We start from the raw sequence: 16344 nt of genomic DNA on the forward strand, positions 1-16344 counted from the left end.
AGTGGTACTACTCTCCACCAGTTTAGCATGATAAAGTCATGGAAGAAATTACATTTTAATAACTTGAAGGAGGATGTACACATGGTATCCAAACAAGCCCAACATGCTACAAAAGCGTTAAAGTCAATCGCCCGGAACGAACAAATCAAAAGCTATATTCAACAGTCAAGCGATTTATATCCGATTTTACTACGAGGGGCTAAACGTTTCGTTGCAGGTGAAACTAGGGAAGAAGCCATTGCAAAAGCAAGACAATTTGTTCATAAGGGCTATCAAGTATCTCTCGAATACATTGGCGAAAATACTCAACAGATGGAAGAATGTATTGCAGCAAAAAATGAAATCATTGGGCTCATAACTGATTTGAATCCCCCCCTTCATGATGGGACAATTTCACTTGATTTATCGCACATCGGTTTAGCTATTGACTTAAGACAAACTGAAATCCACTTACACCAAATCGCGGACGAAGCAAGGAAAAGGAACTATACGGTGATGATAAGCATGGAGGAATCCTCCAAAACAGACCAAATTCTTACCGTTTATCAAAACACAGCTAACCACTATCCAAATGTAGGAATTACCGTTCAGGCTCATTTACACCGAACGAAAAAGGATATTCAAGCTCTTTTAAACTATCCCGGAAAAATCCGCTTAGTGAAAGGAGCTTTTGAAGAAGAAAGTGACATTGCTCTTTCTCGTTCAAATGCTTTGAATGAACGATATTTACAACTTGTCGAGATGATTATTGCAGCCAACCATCCACTTTCGGTTGCCACTCATGATCAATCGATTATTTCTTCGCTCCTTCAGAAACAGTTGCTTCATTCCGAGTTAGTAGAGTGTGAAATGCTTTATGGAATTAGTCCCGAATATTTAAAGTCTTTGAAAGAGAATGGGATTCATACGAGAGTCTATTTAACATACGGCTCGGAATGGTATTTATACCTTTGCCATCGCTTAGCAGAATTCCCTCCAAATCTCTATACCTTTATAGCTGATATGATGAATGAACCTTCATCCCCACTCAACCGCTATTAATTGGGGAACAGATGCAATGTTGACTGAAAAGCAGGTAGCATATATTAAAATTAGCCTTTCTATGGTTATAGTAGGAAGCTCCGTAGTTGCGGGAAAAGTACTTGTTGAAAGCCTACCTGTGTTTCTTACTTCAGAAATTCGATTTCTGTTGGCTACATTGATTTTAATCCCGTTATTAATAAGACGTGAGGGGATTCCTTCATTAACTAAACAGGAGCTCAGTCTCCTCTTCTTACAGGCAGTTTCGGGTGTCTTCTTATTTAGCATCTTTATGCTATACGGGTTAAAACTAACAACAGCCATTGAAGGTGGGATTATCACTAGTACACTTCCGGCAATCGTTGCCATATTAGCCTTTCTTTTTCTAAAAGAAACACCTAGTCGGCTTACAATAGTCAGCATGACCCTAGCTATACTCGGGACATTATGTATTCATATGGGAAGCCTTTTTTTCGAGGACAACCGGGGGTCAGACCCAGTACTAGGGAATCTGCTCATTTTAGCAGCTATCATTGGAGAGGCGACCTTCATTCTCTGTGGGAAACAGCTATCAAAAAAAGTAACACCACTTACCATGTCAACAGCCGTCAGTCTATTTGGTGCAATTCTGTTTTTCCCACTTGCCCTTTATGATTTACAGAGGGTATCATTACGGGCTATTTCATTGTTAGATTGGGGCGTACTCATTTATTTTGGAGTCATTGTTACTGTCATTGCGTTTATTCTCATGTACGAAGGAGTTGAAAAAGTTCCAGCTAACCAGGTAGGTGTGCTCACTAGTATCCTACCAATTAGCACGGTTATCCTTTCTTTTTTCATTCTAAAAGAACGTTTATATTGGTTTCATCTCATTGCAATTGTTTTTGTCCTTATGGCCATCTATATTACTTCAAAAGATTCTAACTCTACTCATAGCGATTTATCGAAATAGCTATTATGGTCACAATCAATGAAATTTGTAAAAATTTATAATAGACATGTTAAAGTTGCAGATCCTCTATACAACATGAAGCAAAATGAATACAATAAACACATCATTACATTGAATCATGTATGAGAGTGGGGATATCTTGAAAGATTTAGCGATTAAAATTGGTGAAGAGGTAGAACATAAACTTGAGGAAATTGCAAAACATAAAGGGGTATCCGTAGAAGACGCGGCCACACTAGTGATAACCCAGTATAGTGATAGATACTTAAGTGTCGTTCAACGTTATGAAAATGTAAGAAAAACAGCTAAATAAACAAAAAAAGGGGGGCCACTTGAAGGTCAATGCCTTTTATGGATCCCCCCTCTTATATGGCAGCCACTGAACTTAGAGGGCATTGAAAAAGGGAAAATCACCTTTTTCAGTGCCCACCTTATATGTAGCTTTTTAATGATACAAGGTCCTTATTTTTTCAAGGTCAGCAATGATTTGAATAATTTCGGATTGGCTTAAATGTATCGGCATTTGATCGTATAAAGTAATCACTTGCCCATCTACATCATCTTTATGTTTTGTTAAATATTCATATAATGTATTTACCTGATTTTCTTTAAGCGTTGATTCGGTGTAAAAATGTTTAATTTTCTGTAATGAAAACTCGTTGGATGGCTGATCAAATTCACCGGAAATAACCGCCCCATTTATTATCATATGTCCACTCCTCTTTTTATTGTTTCCAATAGCCTTCCCTCAAATAGAACGTTCTTATTAGCTCTAGCTTAGATACCCGATAAAAAGAGTAGTGTGATACTTATTATATTTAAAGAAGTTTATTAAATGTTTCCTCAATTCTTTCAGCAGTAAACGGCTTAACGATAAAGTCTTTTGCCCCCGCTTGAATCGCTTCAACAACCATTCCTTGTTGGCCCATAGCTGAACACATTATGACCGTAGCGTTTGGGTCTACTTTTTTAATTTCTCGTAAAGCCTCGATTCCATCCATCTCTGGCATCGTAATATCCATCGTAACGAGGTCTGGCTTTAATTCCTTATACTTTTCAACAGAAACCTGTCCAGTATCCGCTTCCCCGATTACTTCATGACCTAATTTCGAAATTATGTCCTTTAATTGCATACGCATAAATGCAGCATCATCTGTTATTAATACTTTTGCCATTTGTTATCCCACCTTCTATTTAGTTTATACAACTTTCTCTTTTAAAATCGATTCGATTACAATCGTCGGTTGCTTATTTAAATCAACTTCTTTCAAGAGTTTATGTAGCTTAACAATTGGTCGATGCGGATTCGATTCGACTCTAGTTACAATTCCTGTGCCAATGTTTAGCTTAACATTTGTGCCAGGAGGATAGCTGATAATGCCTTGGCTAAACGCCGCTACAAGAGAATGACTATATTTTGTATCAGAAAACGTCATAATACGTTCAATCGCTTCATGTGGGACAACTCCTTCAATTGAAACGAAATTATCATAGTCATTTGCAATACTACAAATTTGGGCATATTCAATGATGTCGTTTTCAGAAAGGTTACGTGGGTAACCTGTTCCATCTAATCTTTCATGGTGCTGATAGGCAATATGTGCAGACATAAGACTGAGCTCTCGGTTAGACCGTATAATATTAAAGCCTGCTTCTGGATGTTCTTCTTTGACATTGGTTTTTGATTTCCCAATATCATGAAGTAAACAACCAATTCCTAAATCGTTAAGAGCGGAATTCGTAAGCCCGATTTTTTTCCCTATTTGTAGGGCAATAAGCGTCACATTTACGGTATGAGCAAAAGGAGTCAAAAGACTGTCTACAGCAGTAGTCGGTATTAACATGATTGCATCACGCTTCTTGATTTCCTCAATTAACTTTTTTACAGCTACTTGTAGGTCGACAATCGGTAAAGGTTTATTCGTAACGACCGAGTTAAAAGAACGTTCAACTACTGTAATAATATCCATCCAGGTCGGCATATCAAGCATTTCATCAAGAGAAATTCCTTTTGAGCTTGAATCCTCAACAAAAACATACTTGATACCCATTTGTATAAGTTTTTCTAGATATTTCGGATGCAGCTTACTTCCACTCCCAAGAAGAACTCTTCTTTTAGAATCACATACAGGTTTTGCTAGTTGCATAGAGCTTTCATCATATTCATTTATTTCAATCATTCTCATAGTAATCACCTTCCAAATGGTATGGGTCCTTATATGTTTTCATTTGGCACAGCTGCATTTTAGACACATCGTTCTTCCCGCTCGTTCACCAGAGTCTAAGGACTGCTTTCTAATTACCTATTCTACAATAACAACAGCATATTTTCCACCTCGTTTTGTCGAATCGTAGTATTTTTTGACTAAAACCGAAAGAGAGATAGTAAAATACTACTATCTCTCTTTCGTTTATCTTTATTTCTCCTACTTTATAGACTAGAATAGGCTTAAAAGTTCTTCAAACGACTTGATGTTATAATCATAATGTTGAACATCTCCAAATCCATATGATGCATATACAAAAGGAATTCCAGCGTGCTTCGCTCCTGCAAGGTCGCCTTCTGTATCCCCAACATAAACAGGGCTTGTTAATCCATTTCGTTCAATGACTAGTTTTATATTCTCTCCCTTAGAAAGCCCCGTCCGACCTGGGTTTTCGTAGTCTTCGAAGTACATCTTTAATTTATGATAATCGTAAAACGCCTCAATATATCCATCTTGGCAATTACTCACAATAAACAGACGATAGTGCGATAAACGTTGAAGGGTTTCCTCAACTTTCGGGTATAAAACCCCACCCCTCATTTTCAAAGCTTCACATTCTGATTGATTACATTCATCTAAAATCTGATTTATTTGCTCCTTGTTCAAATGAGGTAGTAGCTTCTCTGCAATTTTTTGAAATGGCAGCCCGGTCAAAGCCTGTAATTCTGATTTTTTTATTGTACCTGCCTGGTACTTACCAAGCACATCATTCCAAACATCTACAACTGTGTCCAATGAATCCCACAATGTTCCATCTAAATCAAAGATAATACTGTCCATTTATCGTCGCTCCTTTTTTACATAGATAATGAAGCTTTTTTAAGCTTAACATACGTTCAAATGAGTGAATAACCAGAAATTATAAAAATAATCCCATTCCAGGTGCTTCTGCATCTCTTTCGACAAAGCCCAATTTTTTATAAAACGATTGTTTTCCTTTAGCACAAAATAACTGAATCCACTTCACGCCTTCTTGCTGACATTTATTCATTAATGTCTTAACAATGATTCGTCCAATCCCTTGATTTTGAAATTCAGGACTTACCATTACATCACAAATAAATGTTTGGTAAGCCCCATCAGAGATTATTCTTCCAAACCCAATTAATTGTTGCTTATGATAAACCGAAACGTAATACCAGCTATTACTAATTGCTCTGTAGATTTCTTCCTCAGTGAACATGTTTTTTGAGTTCCAGCCAGTAGTCTCATATAACTTTACTAAATCCGACTTCATCGGCATGATTTCACAAAGCTTTATGTTTACAATACCCATAATTATCCACCTCCTGATAATATTTTATAATTATACATAACCGTGATTATTTATACAATAATTAAATAAAAAAAATCCCTAAAGAAGTAGATTATACCTCTAACTAGGGAGTTTGCATGTTTACACTATTCATTTTACTGTTCCCGATGTGCTAAGTCGCCTTCTAACATAATCCGGTACTCATTGCCCGTTACTTCGACCACCGTAAGACTTGTATCGTGAATAAATGGAGGATCCCAAAGCTTTGCAACAGGAACATTTTTGAAATATGCCATCAATGTTTTAATGACAACAGCATGTGTGACAATTAATATATTTCCAGATATGTTTTTTTCCTTAATTGTATGTAGCACATCGACTAATTTTGTCTGTAACTCACCAAAGCTTTCGCAGTCTTTTGATGTGTAAAGATGTGGAGTATTCCAAAATGAGTAGTAGTCAGATGGGTAGTTCTCTTCAAGCTCCGATTGAGTTCGTCCTTCCCAGCTCCCTAGATATATTTCTTTAAGTTTGTCTTCATAAATAATCGGAATATCCTTATCACCACAAATCAATTTCGCTGTGTCACTAGCCCTCTTACTAGGACTCGAATAAATCGCGTTTAAGTTGATACTTTTCAACCGTTCCCCTAAGCTTATTGCATTGGCAATCCCCTTATCAGTTAAATCAGAATCACTCCAGCCTTGTAACCGTTTTTGCTTATTCCACTCCGTCTCACCGTGTCTCGTAATATATAAGGTTAGCATCTAATAGACCTCCTAATTGCATTTTTCCCTTGTTCTTAACCACTTAGTTGAACAGAGCAGATAACGAAAGAATTAAAATTAAGAATAATAGAAACAGACCAAATATTATCACATCTCTAAGAAACTGTGGATCCGAAGAGGTCTGCTCCCCCTTCACCTGCTTATTCAGCTTTTTTAAAAAAGACGTAATGTTCATCTATCCACCACCTCTATCCAAATATATGTTACCATTTTTTTGAATATATTCAATTACTTCCTTTGACTTCCGCAGATAGAACAATCATGTATAACAAAAAAGCAGGAAGCCTACTGAATAAAAATAGACTCCTACCTTTTTGCTTTATTCCATTCATTTTTGAGCATGCCGTAAATAACCATATCAACATAGTGGTCGTAAAGCCATTGGGCGCTGCGAATTGTTCCCTCATGTTTAAAGCCCAAACGTTCAGGAATACTCCTACTTTTTCTATTCGCTTCAGCAGCTCTTATTTCTACCTTATTTAACATTAAATTATTAAAACCGTAATCGGTTAAAGCCTGTACGACCGTCGTCATAATGCCTTTACCTTGAAAATCATTTCCAAGCCAATAGCCAATATGTCCTGTTTTATTTCCCCAATTAAGTTGATTGAAGCCCGCTACACCTACATATTGGTTCTTATAAATGATAACTGTTTGCAAGCTATCATTTTTCGCAAAGCCAGTTAAACAACTCTTAATATAAGTGGTTGTATCATCGAGATGATTACTTTGATCAATCCATGGCAGCCATTCCCGTAAATGGTCTCTGTTCTGAATTGTTAAATTAAATATTTGTTCAGCATCATCAATTCCGATTAGCTTTAAAGCCAAGTCCTCATTAATCGTATGTACAAACATTGAAATTCCTCTTTTCCTTTGATAGAGGTTGATTAAGCAACCTTTAATATGTCATGACTTATTGCTGTCTCATCCACTCAAGTGCTCTCGTTTCGATGTCTATTGCTAGTGCTTCTTTGCCTTTAATGTACGATGTAATATCGTTTGGAAAACATTCAGCCAACTTTCTTTTTAACTCCCCATATGCCTTTGCTTCCTGTGGGTGTTCACGTAAATAATTTCGAAATGCTAAATGACGCTCAATATGAGGATTTCCGTTTTCATAAACATGAACATGATGGGTTCTAATATCTCCCCCCTTCTGAAAGTACCTACGACCGGGAATTCCATTTTCCCCCTTGCATATATACCCTAATTTAGTCATGGCTCCGTTATAAAGATCTACGTGTTTAATATTTCTAACGACAGGCATCATGTCAATGATCGGTTTGGCATGTAATCTATTTATGGAGGTACTACCAATATGGTAGATTTCAATTAATTCATTACCGAAAATTTTCTTTATCTTTTTAGCTTCTTCTCTAAATAAAGATGGCCATTGTTGATTATAAGGTGTGAACACCAACTTTCTCATTTTACAACCACCTAACATCTATTATTCTCTCTTATAAGTCCTTATTTATAACGTTCATCTCAAAGTGGTGACAAGTAATAGCTAATCCAGTCTTTAAGTAAAACCTGTGAGCTTCATGTCGATTTACTCCAGAATCTAAATGAAATTGCTCACACTCATGCTTATCCGCTTCCAGATAAAGCCAATCCCATAATAGCTGAGCATACCCTATTCGCCGACTAGCTTTGTCTGTAATTAAATCATCCACATACAAATATTTTCCCCATGCTAACGATTCAGATAATCGATATCCTGCTACAGCCTTAACCTGGGCCTCCTCTATAACTGCAACTAACGTATACTCGTATGTATCCATTAAACGCTTTATCGTTTTTACATAACCATCCTTTGTTAAATGAGGTCGCAATTGATTCACAGTTGCAAAGGTTGATAGGATTTCTGATTCTGTTTTGATTCTTTCCACTCTAGCCATCTAGCTTCCACTCCTCACCGAAATGTTAATACATTACAATATAAACTAAAATATCCAAATTGTTAATATAATTTAAAAAAATCTGTATTTTAACCCAAATTTCTCTTTGAATACGTGCTAAAATGGAAAAAGATAACACTAATTCTTTAATTTGATTATTGTAGGAGGAGTGTTTATGAACATACTTATACTTGTCTCAAGAATCATATTAGGATTTATTTTCTTTGTTGCTGGAGTAAATGGATTTTTTGTTTTAGCTGGTCTAGAACCTTTCTTCTCAACAAGTGAACAGGCCATGGCGTTATTTGAATATCAATTTCTTTTAGTTTTTGTGAAAGCTTTCGAGGTCATTTTTGGGGTTTTATTATTGATGAACCGCTACGTATCTTTAGCACTAGCCATGCTGTTACCGATAACTGCTAATATTTTTTTACTTCATCTCCTCGTTGACCATTCATTACTCCCTTTAGCACTTCTTCTCATTGCCTGTCATGGCTATCTTATTTATATGTACCGAAATAATTTCAGTGGGCTTTTAAAAAAATAAATCAGTATTTCATCAAAAAAAAGGGGATCCCCAAAAGCTCAGCCTATTGGGGATCCCCTATAAAGTATACTTAGTTTTCATCTGCAAAGTTCGCCATTGCTTCACACATAAACGCTGCTAAACCGTCACCGTATTGATCAATATTTTTAGTAAACCTTTCGTCGTCGACATATAGCTTCCCTAAACCTTTAAATGCATCCAGAGAATAGTTCCCAAAGTGACGGTTTAACAATTTAAACCATTCTTTTATCGTTGCTTGCGCTTTTGGTGAATATGGCGATCCATTTCGAATACTTGCTAGCTTCGTATAAATTGCTTCACATTGTTGAGTGAGCGTGTTTTGTTCATTCTCTGTTAAACTTGCTAGTCTTGCATTTGTATCATTAACCGGTTTATCCCCCCATCGCTCGCGTGCCTCTTGTTCATAAGGGTTAACACTAAAATCGAAGCCGGCAAATTTCTCCTGATTTGTCATCTCGATTTCTCCTTTCATATGCTGAAGCGTTTTATCAATAGTATGAATTAATGTCTCCAGCTTTCTTTGTTTTTCAATTAAAGTCGTTCGGTGCTGCACTAATGCTGCTTGTCGGTCAAAACTCGGTTTGCTAATGATGTCTCTAATTTCTTTTAGTGGGAAACCGAGCTCCCTAAAAAATAATATTTGTTGCAGCATTTCAACGTTCTCTGTTGAGTACAGCCGGTACCCTGCCTCCGTCGTCCCATCTGGTGATAATAATCCTATTTCGTCGTAATAGTGGAGCGTGCGTACACTAATCCCAACTAAGTCAGCAAGCTCTCTCACTTTCATCACTCTTGCCTCCCTTCACTACTCACTTTAGCGCATCACGTAACGTAAGAGTCAATCAAAGAATGAGTGTTTTATTCTATCCATCCACACAAACAAACGACCTTCTTAAAGCAAGGTCGTTTAACTTTATGAGATATTATTAACATACTGTTTTTGTTGTTTCATTATTTCTAAATGATCTCCATCAATCGGAAGTGAAACCGTTACCCTTGTCCCATTGTTTGGTTGACTTGTGATTTTAAATGTACCATTATGGTTTTGGATGATTTTCTTAGTCACCATTAAGCCTAATCCCGTCCCTTCTTTTTTGGTTGTATAGAAAGGGTTTCCTAGTAGAGGAAGGTTTTCTTGTGGAATTCCTTCTCCTTCATCAATAATCGAGACAACGAACCGCCCCCCGTTTTTTTCTAATTTGACGTATATTTTTCCTCCGTTTGACATCGCTTCAATTGAATTCTTAATTAAGTTTACTAAGACTTGTTTAATTTGGTTTCCTTCACATATCAAATCAAATGAATGTCCTTCTAATACTGTTACAATTTCAATATCTTTAATGATTGCCTGTGTCCTTAAAAGAGTGACGACCTCATTTATAATTTGCGACAAGTCTTTTTTTTCAAAATTCACTAAGTGTGGTTTAGCAAGTACCATAAACTCGTCGACAATAAGATTAATTCTGTCCAATTCATCCATCATAATCTTTAAATATTTTTTTTGGCTTTTTTCTTGTGAATGTTGATAAATCATTTTCGTAAATCCCTTTAGTGTTGTTAATGGATTTCGAATTTCATGGGCAACTCCTGAGGCAAGCTCACCTACTAGAGAAAGCTTTTCTGTTTCGATTAACATCTCTTCTCGTTCTTTCAACTCTTTCATTTGACCTACAAGTTTTTTATCTAAATATGCACCGGATAAAAACATGATAAATAATACGAGAAAGGCTGGTACGCTAATATAAGAACTAAGTGTGTCTGATAGTACATGATAAGGTTGGCTTAAAATTTGAAATGGTTTAAGCTCAAAATCGGTGCCCCACATCCCACTGTAATGCATCCCTGCAATTCCGAGTCCCATTAAAATACTGCTAGCGATCCGCCATCCGAAGTTTAATGAGTCACTGTAATAAAAGAGTAGACGTAATGAACCGTATGATGAGATAAGCGCGACAAGGATAGATAAAATAACAATTGATGGTTGGTAATGAATCGTATAATTTACATTCATTGCACTAATCCCAAGATAGTGCATGAGCGTAATCCCACCACCCATAAAAAGGCTCGCTAAAAACAGTCTTGGATTTGTCATTTTCATTATAAAAAAAGCAATTCCTGTTCCAATAATCGATAATAGCATTGATACAATTACAATTCTTATATCATAGACGATAGGCATTTCCATCGCTAGCATTCCGACAAAATGCATCATCCATATTCCGATCCCCATACTACAAGCACAGCCTAGTAGCCATAATTTATACATTGCATTTTTGAATATTAGCATTTTCCAACGGAGATCTAGAGCAATGTATGAAAAAAGAACTCCGAGCAGCACTGAAAAAACAAGCCAATAGACATTGTAATGATGTAAATGTTGTTCCACTTTACCCTCTCCATTCTCAAAATGTATTAACATGTATTTCCATAATGAATGAACCTTAAACCCTTCAAGTAAATGTTAGACAGTTCAAAATTAGAAAGTTGTAAGATTCTCAAAATGAGATGGTAATGTCGTGGAGATACTATAATTTATAAAAGAAAGGTTATAGAATTATACATTATCAGCTTTACGTAGTATTGTTCAAAGGAGGTGTTGTTTTTTGAACCGTGATTTCACCTTACAGCAAGTAGCAGAAGGCATTTCCAAATCTATCTTAAATGCCTCTGATAAAGAGCTAGAAGGATTCCAACAAATTATTGACGAAACGATTAAATTAAGAGAGGCTCATAGAAACCTATATAAAATGGTTCAAACCTATTCAAATAATACCGTTCAACGTTAGTTAATAAAAAATGTAATGAGCCATTGCAGTGGACTGCAATGGCTCATTTCGGTTTTCAGCCATGCATCCATTTAAATCCATCCTCTCTATAAAAACACTTAATTCGAATAAACAGCCGGTTTTGAATTCTTTCCACCTTTCCTTTCCCCCTCGTGAACAATTAGCTTCCTCCTAAAACAATAAATCATTTTAAAGATGGTATATTTTTCTTTTTACTACAAAAGATACGTTACATACCAATTTTTCAATTCATAGGAGGATTATTGTGAAACGACTACTTTCAATACTTATCATTGTTGTAATGGTTGGTATGCAATTTCCATTAACTACAGTTGCACAAATTAATCATGAGGAAATAGAAGCATATCTCTCACCAATCGGTTGGTCAGCGTCAGATCTTGAAAATTACTTACAGGATTATTTCGACATGTCCATTGAAGATTTTGAAACATTTGAAGAGCTAAAGGCTTGGATAGGTACACCAATTACGGCTGAAAATCGTCAGGAACTGTTAACGCAATATAATATGTCCTTAGAAGAGCTTGAAGCCCTTCTCGCTGAGTATGGAGAAAGCGTTGATGATTATTATTTTCTTGAGGATTTAGATGCAGCAATTGACTTTTATACGAATTACAGTGGCGAAATGGATGAGGTCGTTGATTTCTTTGCACTTTTAGGGATTACTGATGAAGAGTTAGAAAGAGTGTTTCTTCATTTAAGTCAGTTAGATGAGGAGACGGTTGAACAACAAATGGCTGCGATTGAGGAACGGATTATGGCGATGGAAGATTTTTCAGATGCAACAGAATTAACTGAAGCGCAAAAACAAGAAATCGCCTCTCTCTTTACAGACATGCTTGCTGCCTTTAAAATGAGCGCTACGTTTTATTTAGAAACAAATGGCCAGCGAGACGTTGTATCGCTTACCACTCTATTGGGGATGGAAAGCTTGAATGGGCAAAGTCTGCTCATTGAGTTTTATGATCATGAAGGTAATCTGTTATTGGATATGAACATTGATGAAAATTTATTTACATCTAATTTCATAACCGAAATGGGTCATTTATTACCAGAGGTGCCTCATTTGGCGCATGCCCACCCACTCGGTCAAAAAATGCCCGAAACCGCTTCACCTTATGTTGGAAATATGCTGTTCGGTGCGTTCCTTATGATTTTATCTATTGCTCTGTATGTTCGTTATCGTAAGCTGAATCATGCCTCATAAACGAATGGTCGGAAGAATGATGCATCAAAAGCGCATCATTCTTCTTCTCTTCTTTATCGGATTTAGTATAACAAGTATGAATGCCTACTCATTTTTCAAAGGGTTTTCAGCAGTGGAGTCCTTACATTCAGGTCCTCCTCCTGAGCATCCAGTCGACAAAACTGAACGTACACATACAGAAGCAGAACCGTTACAAGACTCAACTCCTTCATATGGAGAACAGTATGGCCATCTACTCATTCCGAAACTTGATTCCAAAATTCCGATTTATTATGGTGCGGAAGAAGAACAGCTTAAGCAAGGAATTGGTCATGTTGAAAAGACCGCCTTACCTGGCGAAGACAACAATACGGTTTTATCTGGTCACCGTGATACTGTATTCCGTCATCTCGGTAAGATTGAAAAAGGTGATCGCTTTATCATTGAAACAGACTCGGGTCGATTCACCTACCAAGTTAAAAAAATCAGAATCGTCGATAAAGAAAATCGCACCGTTATTGTACCGAAGCCAAAAGCAACATTAACCGTTATCACCTGTTACCCTTTTGGCTATTTTGGGAATGCTCCACAACGTTTTGTTTTAATTGCTGATTTAATCGCTGCGAATATAGAAGGGGATGTCCCAAAGGTTCGATCTTAACCTATTGGAACATCCCCTCTTTCTTCGTTTATTGTTTCATTAGTTCTTTACGATCTGCAGCTTGTGGAGGTTGTTCTAACCATTGATGCTTTATTGTGATTTCCAGTCCATCCTCTGCATACAGTCCAACCTCTGCTAATAGGCGACTATATTCCGTTGTTAGATCGCGCCTCGGTGAAAGTGACATCGCGGTTCCATAGTTACCCATTCCAGTAGAGCTTAACACACCTATATGATAATTCATGAGTTTATCTGAAAATGGCCCCTTTTTTGTCGGGTGTACCTCGGCATCCCATGTTGTTGGAACAGGTAGATTGGATTCCTGTAAATGCTTTGAGAAAATAGCAATATGCTTAGTACAAATTTCATTTCCCCTGATTATATGATTACGTATTTCTTTAGATTGAGCGGTTTGAGCAAATGCTGTGGTCATCGCTTTTCCCATTTGATTCGTTTGGATATTCGCATAAAGATGGGCTATCTCAACAGCACTTAACGGCCTTTGTTTACCAAACCAGCCAGTTAAAAATGATTCACGCTTCACAAATTCAACTTGTTCTGGATACGGAACATATGGGGCCCTAACTTCCAACCCCTTTGAAAGAAGCAGCTTTGTTGCATCATTAAATAGCTCCATTGTAGAGGAAATAGCTGACATGTAAAATTCTCGAATATCATCTCGGAAGGTATTTGGCAAAACCGCTGCGTAACCGGATAATCCACCTTTTGTCATGTGTTTTGTGTAAAGCAGCATGAATTCATCGGAAAATAACCTGGGTGCATGTAAATTGACATCTTCATCGGTAAAGCCATGAGGAATAGCAATTTTTTCTTCCTTAAATATTTCTTTAATCACATCAACATGTTGTTTAGAAAGGTCCAATGCGTGCTCTAATACTTTTTTTATTTTGGTATCTTCAACATGAGCTAAATAATAGGTAAGCACACAAATCGCCATACTATCGTTAAGGTAATTCACCCATAAATTTCCTACTTCTGAAGACGTGAGACGAATATGATGGTTCTCCATAAACACACCTCCTTTCATTCCCGTTCATGATAGAAGGTATTATAACCGATTATTGGCTCTATTATTGCTCTTTTTAAAGATTTATCACTTTCTTTCTTAGCATTTCTAAAGCGGATCACCGAAAAATTCTCAAATGTAGAAGCAAGGATAGCATCTCGAAGGCTGTATAGATCCGGAGTAATTATTAGCTCTACACCTTTTTTAACTATTTCTTCAATTAAGTTATTAATAGGGTGTACAGTTATCGGCGTTACAGGTGATTGGGAAATATAGTACCCGCTGTTTGGTCATATAATGTAAACGAGCCTTGAGGAAATGTATATTGGTATATTGTTGCTTTTTGAATACGGTCAAGCCATGCAGCTTCATTCGCTTCACTTATCTCATCAGGTTTAGAATAAATAATACGTGGACAATCGCGTGGAAAATAATAATGAAACCTTGAAAGTCACGCAGGAAGCAGCAATGGCTTCACACGTTGCTCGCCTGCTAAGAGAAACCCACTCATAGCAGGCTTTTAAAAAGATGGCAACGGCTCCGCACATTGCTTCGAGGGCATTGAAAAAGGGAAAAGCACCCTTTTTCAGTGCCCTCTACAACCGGTGGGAGTTGCTCTTTTGATTTTCTAGGTTGGAATTCTTTTATTGATGGATTCTCGCTAAAATGAAAAAGTACATTCTACCCCTCAACTTTTTTGTTAATTAATGTATTTATCGTAAAACATCTCCAACTTCTTCTCAATAAATAGAGGTTGCCCCTGTTCCTTTGGGACAACCTTCTATAATCGTTTAATTAAAAATGGTAGCAATCCAATAATAATATGGAATCCCAATAATTAAATTAAAGGGTAATGTTAAGCCGAGCGCAGATCCTAGGTAGATTCCCGAGTTCGCTTTTGGAATCGCTTGTGCAATCGCCGCAGGAGCGGCAATATAGGAGGCACTTCCTGTTAATACTGCTAGAATAAAAGCGCCTCCTAAAGAAAGGCCAATGAGATTACCCGCGATTACACCAATCGTTCCACCTATGACTGGTAGGAGAAACGCAAAAATAAAGGACAGCGGTTGAATTTTCTCTATTTGTTTAATGCTTTGAGTTGCAATCATCCCCATATGTAATAAAAAAATACAAAGGATGCCATAAAACAAGTCACCAAATAACGGTTTTATTAACGCTAACCCTTCAGTATGTGCAACCAAACCAATAAAAATACCACCTAGCAATAAAAAGATGCTTTTTCCAAAAAAGGCTTCCTTCACAACGTGTGATAAGCCGGATTCTGGATTTTTAGCCTCTTCCCCTTGCTTTTGAACGTACATTTTATAAAAAATAATCGCTAATACAATCGCAGGACCCTCCATTATGACGAGAATCGCTGACATATAGCTTTCATAAACAACTCCGATTTTATCCAAAAAGGCTAACCCTGCGATAAAGGTAACCGCACTAACAGAACCGTAGTGGGCTGCTATTGCCCATGACTCTTCAACTGAAAATTTACACAGCTTCCAGACAACGATAAAAGCAATAAAAAGCATAATTAAGCTTAATAAGACAGCTGTTATCATCGTTGGAAGCATCTCAAAGAAGGCTACATTTCTTAATTGGACGCCTCCTTTGATGCCAATCGTAAACAAAATAATCATCGTATAGCCTGTATAAAACGCTGTTGGTACTTTTAAATCAGAGTTCACCAATACAGCCACGATCCCTATTAAAAAAAATAATATCATCGGTGATAATAAATTTGCATAAGCAATTTCGAGCATTTGCCCCATACTTCAACACCTCATCTGCTTTGTTTATATCTAAAGAATATATCATATAATTTAACTTCAAATAGGAGATGCTATTTAACAACTTATTAAAATGGAGGGCATCTAAAGTGAAGTCAGAGCACCCTATTCGT

The 16344-nt window shown here is 36.9% G+C and carries 21 protein-coding genes and 1 pseudogene; 7 read left to right on the plus strand and 15 right to left on the minus strand.

The genetic code is table 11. From position 1 onward, the window contains the following. The first annotated feature begins 81 nt into the window (after positions 1 to 81). From B1R93_RS00715 to B1R93_RS22845, 3 genes are all read left to right on the plus strand, one after another. A complete protein-coding gene (locus B1R93_RS00715) occupies positions 82 to 1041 on the plus strand; it encodes a proline dehydrogenase family protein (protein WP_088102081.1) in 960 nt (319 codons plus the stop codon). Next, entirely contained in the window at positions 1010 to 1972 is a 963-nt protein-coding gene (locus B1R93_RS00720) for a DMT family transporter (protein WP_245308155.1), read from the plus strand. The genes B1R93_RS00715 and B1R93_RS00720 overlap by 32 nt, the downstream gene beginning before the upstream one ends. Before the next feature lie 139 nt (positions 1973 to 2111). Beyond that, complete coding sequence (locus tag B1R93_RS22845; RefSeq protein WP_165763692.1) at positions 2112 to 2285, plus strand: hypothetical protein; 174 nt, start codon at positions 2112 to 2114, stop codon at positions 2283 to 2285. A 132-nt stretch (positions 2286 to 2417) separates the two neighbouring features. Here B1R93_RS22845 and B1R93_RS00725 read toward each other — a convergent pair whose 3' ends face one another. From B1R93_RS00725 to B1R93_RS00765, 10 genes are all read right to left on the minus strand, one after another. Further along, positions 2418 to 2681, minus strand: coding sequence for a hypothetical protein (locus B1R93_RS00725; RefSeq protein ID WP_088102083.1), 264 nt, complete (start codon positions 2679 to 2681; stop codon positions 2418 to 2420). A gap of 109 nt (positions 2682 to 2790) precedes the next feature. Further along, entirely contained in the window at positions 2791 to 3147 is a 357-nt protein-coding gene (locus tag B1R93_RS00730; protein ID WP_088102084.1) for a response regulator, read from the minus strand. Between the two features lie 24 nt (positions 3148 to 3171). Next, the gene (locus B1R93_RS00735; RefSeq protein ID WP_088102085.1) at positions 3172 to 4158 is read right to left on the minus strand and encodes an HD-GYP domain-containing protein; all 987 of its coding nucleotides are present in this window, start codon (positions 4156 to 4158) and stop codon (positions 3172 to 3174) included. 252 nt (positions 4159 to 4410) lie between these two features. Further along, positions 4411 to 5019, minus strand: coding sequence for an HAD family hydrolase (locus tag B1R93_RS00740; RefSeq protein WP_088102086.1), 609 nt, complete (start codon positions 5017 to 5019; stop codon positions 4411 to 4413). Positions 5020 to 5098: 79 nt separating this feature from the next. Beyond that, positions 5099 to 5515, minus strand: coding sequence for a GNAT family N-acetyltransferase (locus tag B1R93_RS00745; RefSeq protein ID WP_245308156.1), 417 nt, complete (start codon positions 5513 to 5515; stop codon positions 5099 to 5101). 134 nt (positions 5516 to 5649) lie between these two features. Continuing rightward, positions 5650 to 6261, minus strand: a complete 612-nt coding sequence (locus tag B1R93_RS00750; protein ID WP_088102087.1) for a histidine phosphatase family protein — start codon at positions 6259 to 6261, stop codon at positions 5650 to 5652. A 43-nt stretch (positions 6262 to 6304) separates the two neighbouring features. Beyond that, a complete protein-coding gene (locus tag B1R93_RS22850; RefSeq protein ID WP_165763693.1) occupies positions 6305 to 6457 on the minus strand; it encodes a hypothetical protein in 153 nt (50 codons plus the stop codon). A gap of 131 nt (positions 6458 to 6588) precedes the next feature. Beyond that, positions 6589 to 7140, minus strand: a complete 552-nt coding sequence (locus B1R93_RS00755; RefSeq protein ID WP_088102088.1) for a GNAT family N-acetyltransferase — start codon at positions 7138 to 7140, stop codon at positions 6589 to 6591. A 58-nt stretch (positions 7141 to 7198) separates the two neighbouring features. Further along, the gene (locus B1R93_RS00760; RefSeq protein WP_088102089.1) at positions 7199 to 7714 is read right to left on the minus strand and encodes a GrpB family protein; all 516 of its coding nucleotides are present in this window, start codon (positions 7712 to 7714) and stop codon (positions 7199 to 7201) included. Between the two features lie 31 nt (positions 7715 to 7745). Beyond that, entirely contained in the window at positions 7746 to 8186 is a 441-nt protein-coding gene (locus tag B1R93_RS00765) for a GNAT family N-acetyltransferase (RefSeq protein ID WP_088102090.1), read from the minus strand. Positions 8187 to 8361: 175 nt separating this feature from the next. Here B1R93_RS00765 and B1R93_RS00770 point away from each other — a divergent pair, with 175 nt between their 5' ends. Further along, the gene (locus tag B1R93_RS00770) at positions 8362 to 8733 is read left to right on the plus strand and encodes a DoxX family membrane protein (RefSeq protein WP_088102091.1); all 372 of its coding nucleotides are present in this window, start codon (positions 8362 to 8364) and stop codon (positions 8731 to 8733) included. Positions 8734 to 8803: 70 nt separating this feature from the next. On the opposite strand, the gene B1R93_RS00775 is transcribed toward B1R93_RS00770, so the two are convergent. Together B1R93_RS00775 and B1R93_RS00780 are read right to left on the minus strand one after the other, a co-directional pair. Then, positions 8804 to 9541 carry a MerR family transcriptional regulator gene (locus B1R93_RS00775; RefSeq protein ID WP_088102092.1) on the minus strand — a complete coding sequence of 246 codons (738 nt, stop codon included), beginning with the start codon at positions 9539 to 9541 and terminating at the stop codon, positions 8804 to 8806. A gap of 126 nt (positions 9542 to 9667) precedes the next feature. Then, complete coding sequence (locus B1R93_RS00780) at positions 9668 to 11140, minus strand: MHYT domain-containing protein (protein WP_165763694.1); 1473 nt, start codon at positions 11138 to 11140, stop codon at positions 9668 to 9670. Between the two features lie 217 nt (positions 11141 to 11357). Between B1R93_RS00780 and B1R93_RS00785 the strand changes: the two genes are divergently transcribed. The 3 genes from B1R93_RS00785 (at position 11358) to B1R93_RS00795 (ending at position 13405) form a co-directional block, all read left to right on the plus strand. Continuing rightward, positions 11358 to 11540: a hypothetical protein gene (locus B1R93_RS00785; RefSeq protein WP_088102094.1), complete on the plus strand. Its 183-nt coding sequence runs from the start codon at positions 11358 to 11360 to the stop codon at positions 11538 to 11540. Positions 11541 to 11805: 265 nt separating this feature from the next. Further along, positions 11806 to 12765: a processed acidic surface protein gene (locus tag B1R93_RS00790; protein ID WP_088102095.1), complete on the plus strand. Its 960-nt coding sequence runs from the start codon at positions 11806 to 11808 to the stop codon at positions 12763 to 12765. A 16-nt stretch (positions 12766 to 12781) separates the two neighbouring features. Then, positions 12782 to 13405: a class D sortase gene (locus B1R93_RS00795; protein WP_245308157.1), complete on the plus strand. Its 624-nt coding sequence runs from the start codon at positions 12782 to 12784 to the stop codon at positions 13403 to 13405. Positions 13406 to 13433: 28 nt separating this feature from the next. On the opposite strand, the gene B1R93_RS00800 is transcribed toward B1R93_RS00795, so the two are convergent. The 3 genes and pseudogenes from B1R93_RS00800 to B1R93_RS00805 form a co-directional block, all read right to left on the minus strand. Then, positions 13434 to 14435, minus strand: a complete 1002-nt coding sequence (locus B1R93_RS00800) for a DUF3231 family protein (protein WP_088102096.1) — start codon at positions 14433 to 14435, stop codon at positions 13434 to 13436. 14 nt (positions 14436 to 14449) lie between these two features. Beyond that, positions 14450 to 14841: pseudogene (locus tag B1R93_RS23870) on the minus strand (DUF6886 family protein). 382 nt (positions 14842 to 15223) lie between these two features. Next, on the minus strand, positions 15224 to 16213 hold the full coding sequence (locus B1R93_RS00805; RefSeq protein ID WP_088102097.1) for a sodium-dependent bicarbonate transport family permease: 990 nt from the start codon (positions 16211 to 16213) through the stop codon (positions 15224 to 15226). Positions 16214 to 16344: the final 131 nt, after the last annotated feature.

Origin of the sequence: Halalkalibacter urbisdiaboli, assembly GCF_002156385.1 — a bacterium.
Lineage (GTDB): Bacteria > Bacillota > Bacilli > Bacillales > Bacillaceae_D > Halalkalibacter_A > Halalkalibacter_A urbisdiaboli.

Excerpts from the sequence above, each read along its gene's own strand:
- B1R93_RS00715 (WP_088102081.1), top strand. The coding sequence starts at position 82 with ATGGTATCCAAACAAGCCCAACATGCTACAAAAGCGTTAAAGTCAATC.
- B1R93_RS00720 (WP_245308155.1), top strand. The coding sequence starts at position 1,010 with ATGAACCTTCATCCCCACTCAACCGCTATTAATTGGGGAACAGATGCA.
- B1R93_RS00725 (WP_088102083.1), bottom strand. The coding sequence starts at position 2,681 with ATGATAATAAATGGGGCGGTTATTTCCGGTGAATTTGATCAGCCATCC.
- B1R93_RS00730 (WP_088102084.1), bottom strand. The coding sequence starts at position 3,147 with ATGGCAAAAGTATTAATAACAGATGATGCTGCATTTATGCGTATGCAA.
- B1R93_RS00735 (WP_088102085.1), bottom strand. The coding sequence starts at position 4,158 with ATGAGAATGATTGAAATAAATGAATATGATGAAAGCTCTATGCAACTA.
- B1R93_RS00740 (WP_088102086.1), bottom strand. The coding sequence starts at position 5,019 with ATGGACAGTATTATCTTTGATTTAGATGGAACATTGTGGGATTCATTG.
- B1R93_RS00745 (WP_245308156.1), bottom strand. The coding sequence starts at position 5,515 with ATGGGTATTGTAAACATAAAGCTTTGTGAAATCATGCCGATGAAGTCG.
- B1R93_RS00750 (WP_088102087.1), bottom strand. The coding sequence starts at position 6,261 with ATGCTAACCTTATATATTACGAGACACGGTGAGACGGAGTGGAATAAG.
- B1R93_RS22850 (WP_165763693.1), bottom strand. The coding sequence starts at position 6,457 with ATGAACATTACGTCTTTTTTAAAAAAGCTGAATAAGCAGGTGAAGGGG.
- B1R93_RS00755 (WP_088102088.1), bottom strand. The coding sequence starts at position 7,140 with ATGTTTGTACATACGATTAATGAGGACTTGGCTTTAAAGCTAATCGGA.
- B1R93_RS00760 (WP_088102089.1), bottom strand. The coding sequence starts at position 7,714 with ATGAGAAAGTTGGTGTTCACACCTTATAATCAACAATGGCCATCTTTA.
- B1R93_RS00765 (WP_088102090.1), bottom strand. The coding sequence starts at position 8,186 with ATGGCTAGAGTGGAAAGAATCAAAACAGAATCAGAAATCCTATCAACC.
- B1R93_RS00770 (WP_088102091.1), top strand. The coding sequence starts at position 8,362 with ATGAACATACTTATACTTGTCTCAAGAATCATATTAGGATTTATTTTC.
- B1R93_RS00775 (WP_088102092.1), bottom strand. The coding sequence starts at position 9,541 with ATGAAAGTGAGAGAGCTTGCTGACTTAGTTGGGATTAGTGTACGCACG.
- B1R93_RS00795 (WP_245308157.1), top strand. The coding sequence starts at position 12,782 with ATGATGCATCAAAAGCGCATCATTCTTCTTCTCTTCTTTATCGGATTT.
- B1R93_RS00800 (WP_088102096.1), bottom strand. The coding sequence starts at position 14,435 with ATGGAGAACCATCATATTCGTCTCACGTCTTCAGAAGTAGGAAATTTA.
- B1R93_RS00805 (WP_088102097.1), bottom strand. The coding sequence starts at position 16,213 with ATGGGGCAAATGCTCGAAATTGCTTATGCAAATTTATTATCACCGATG.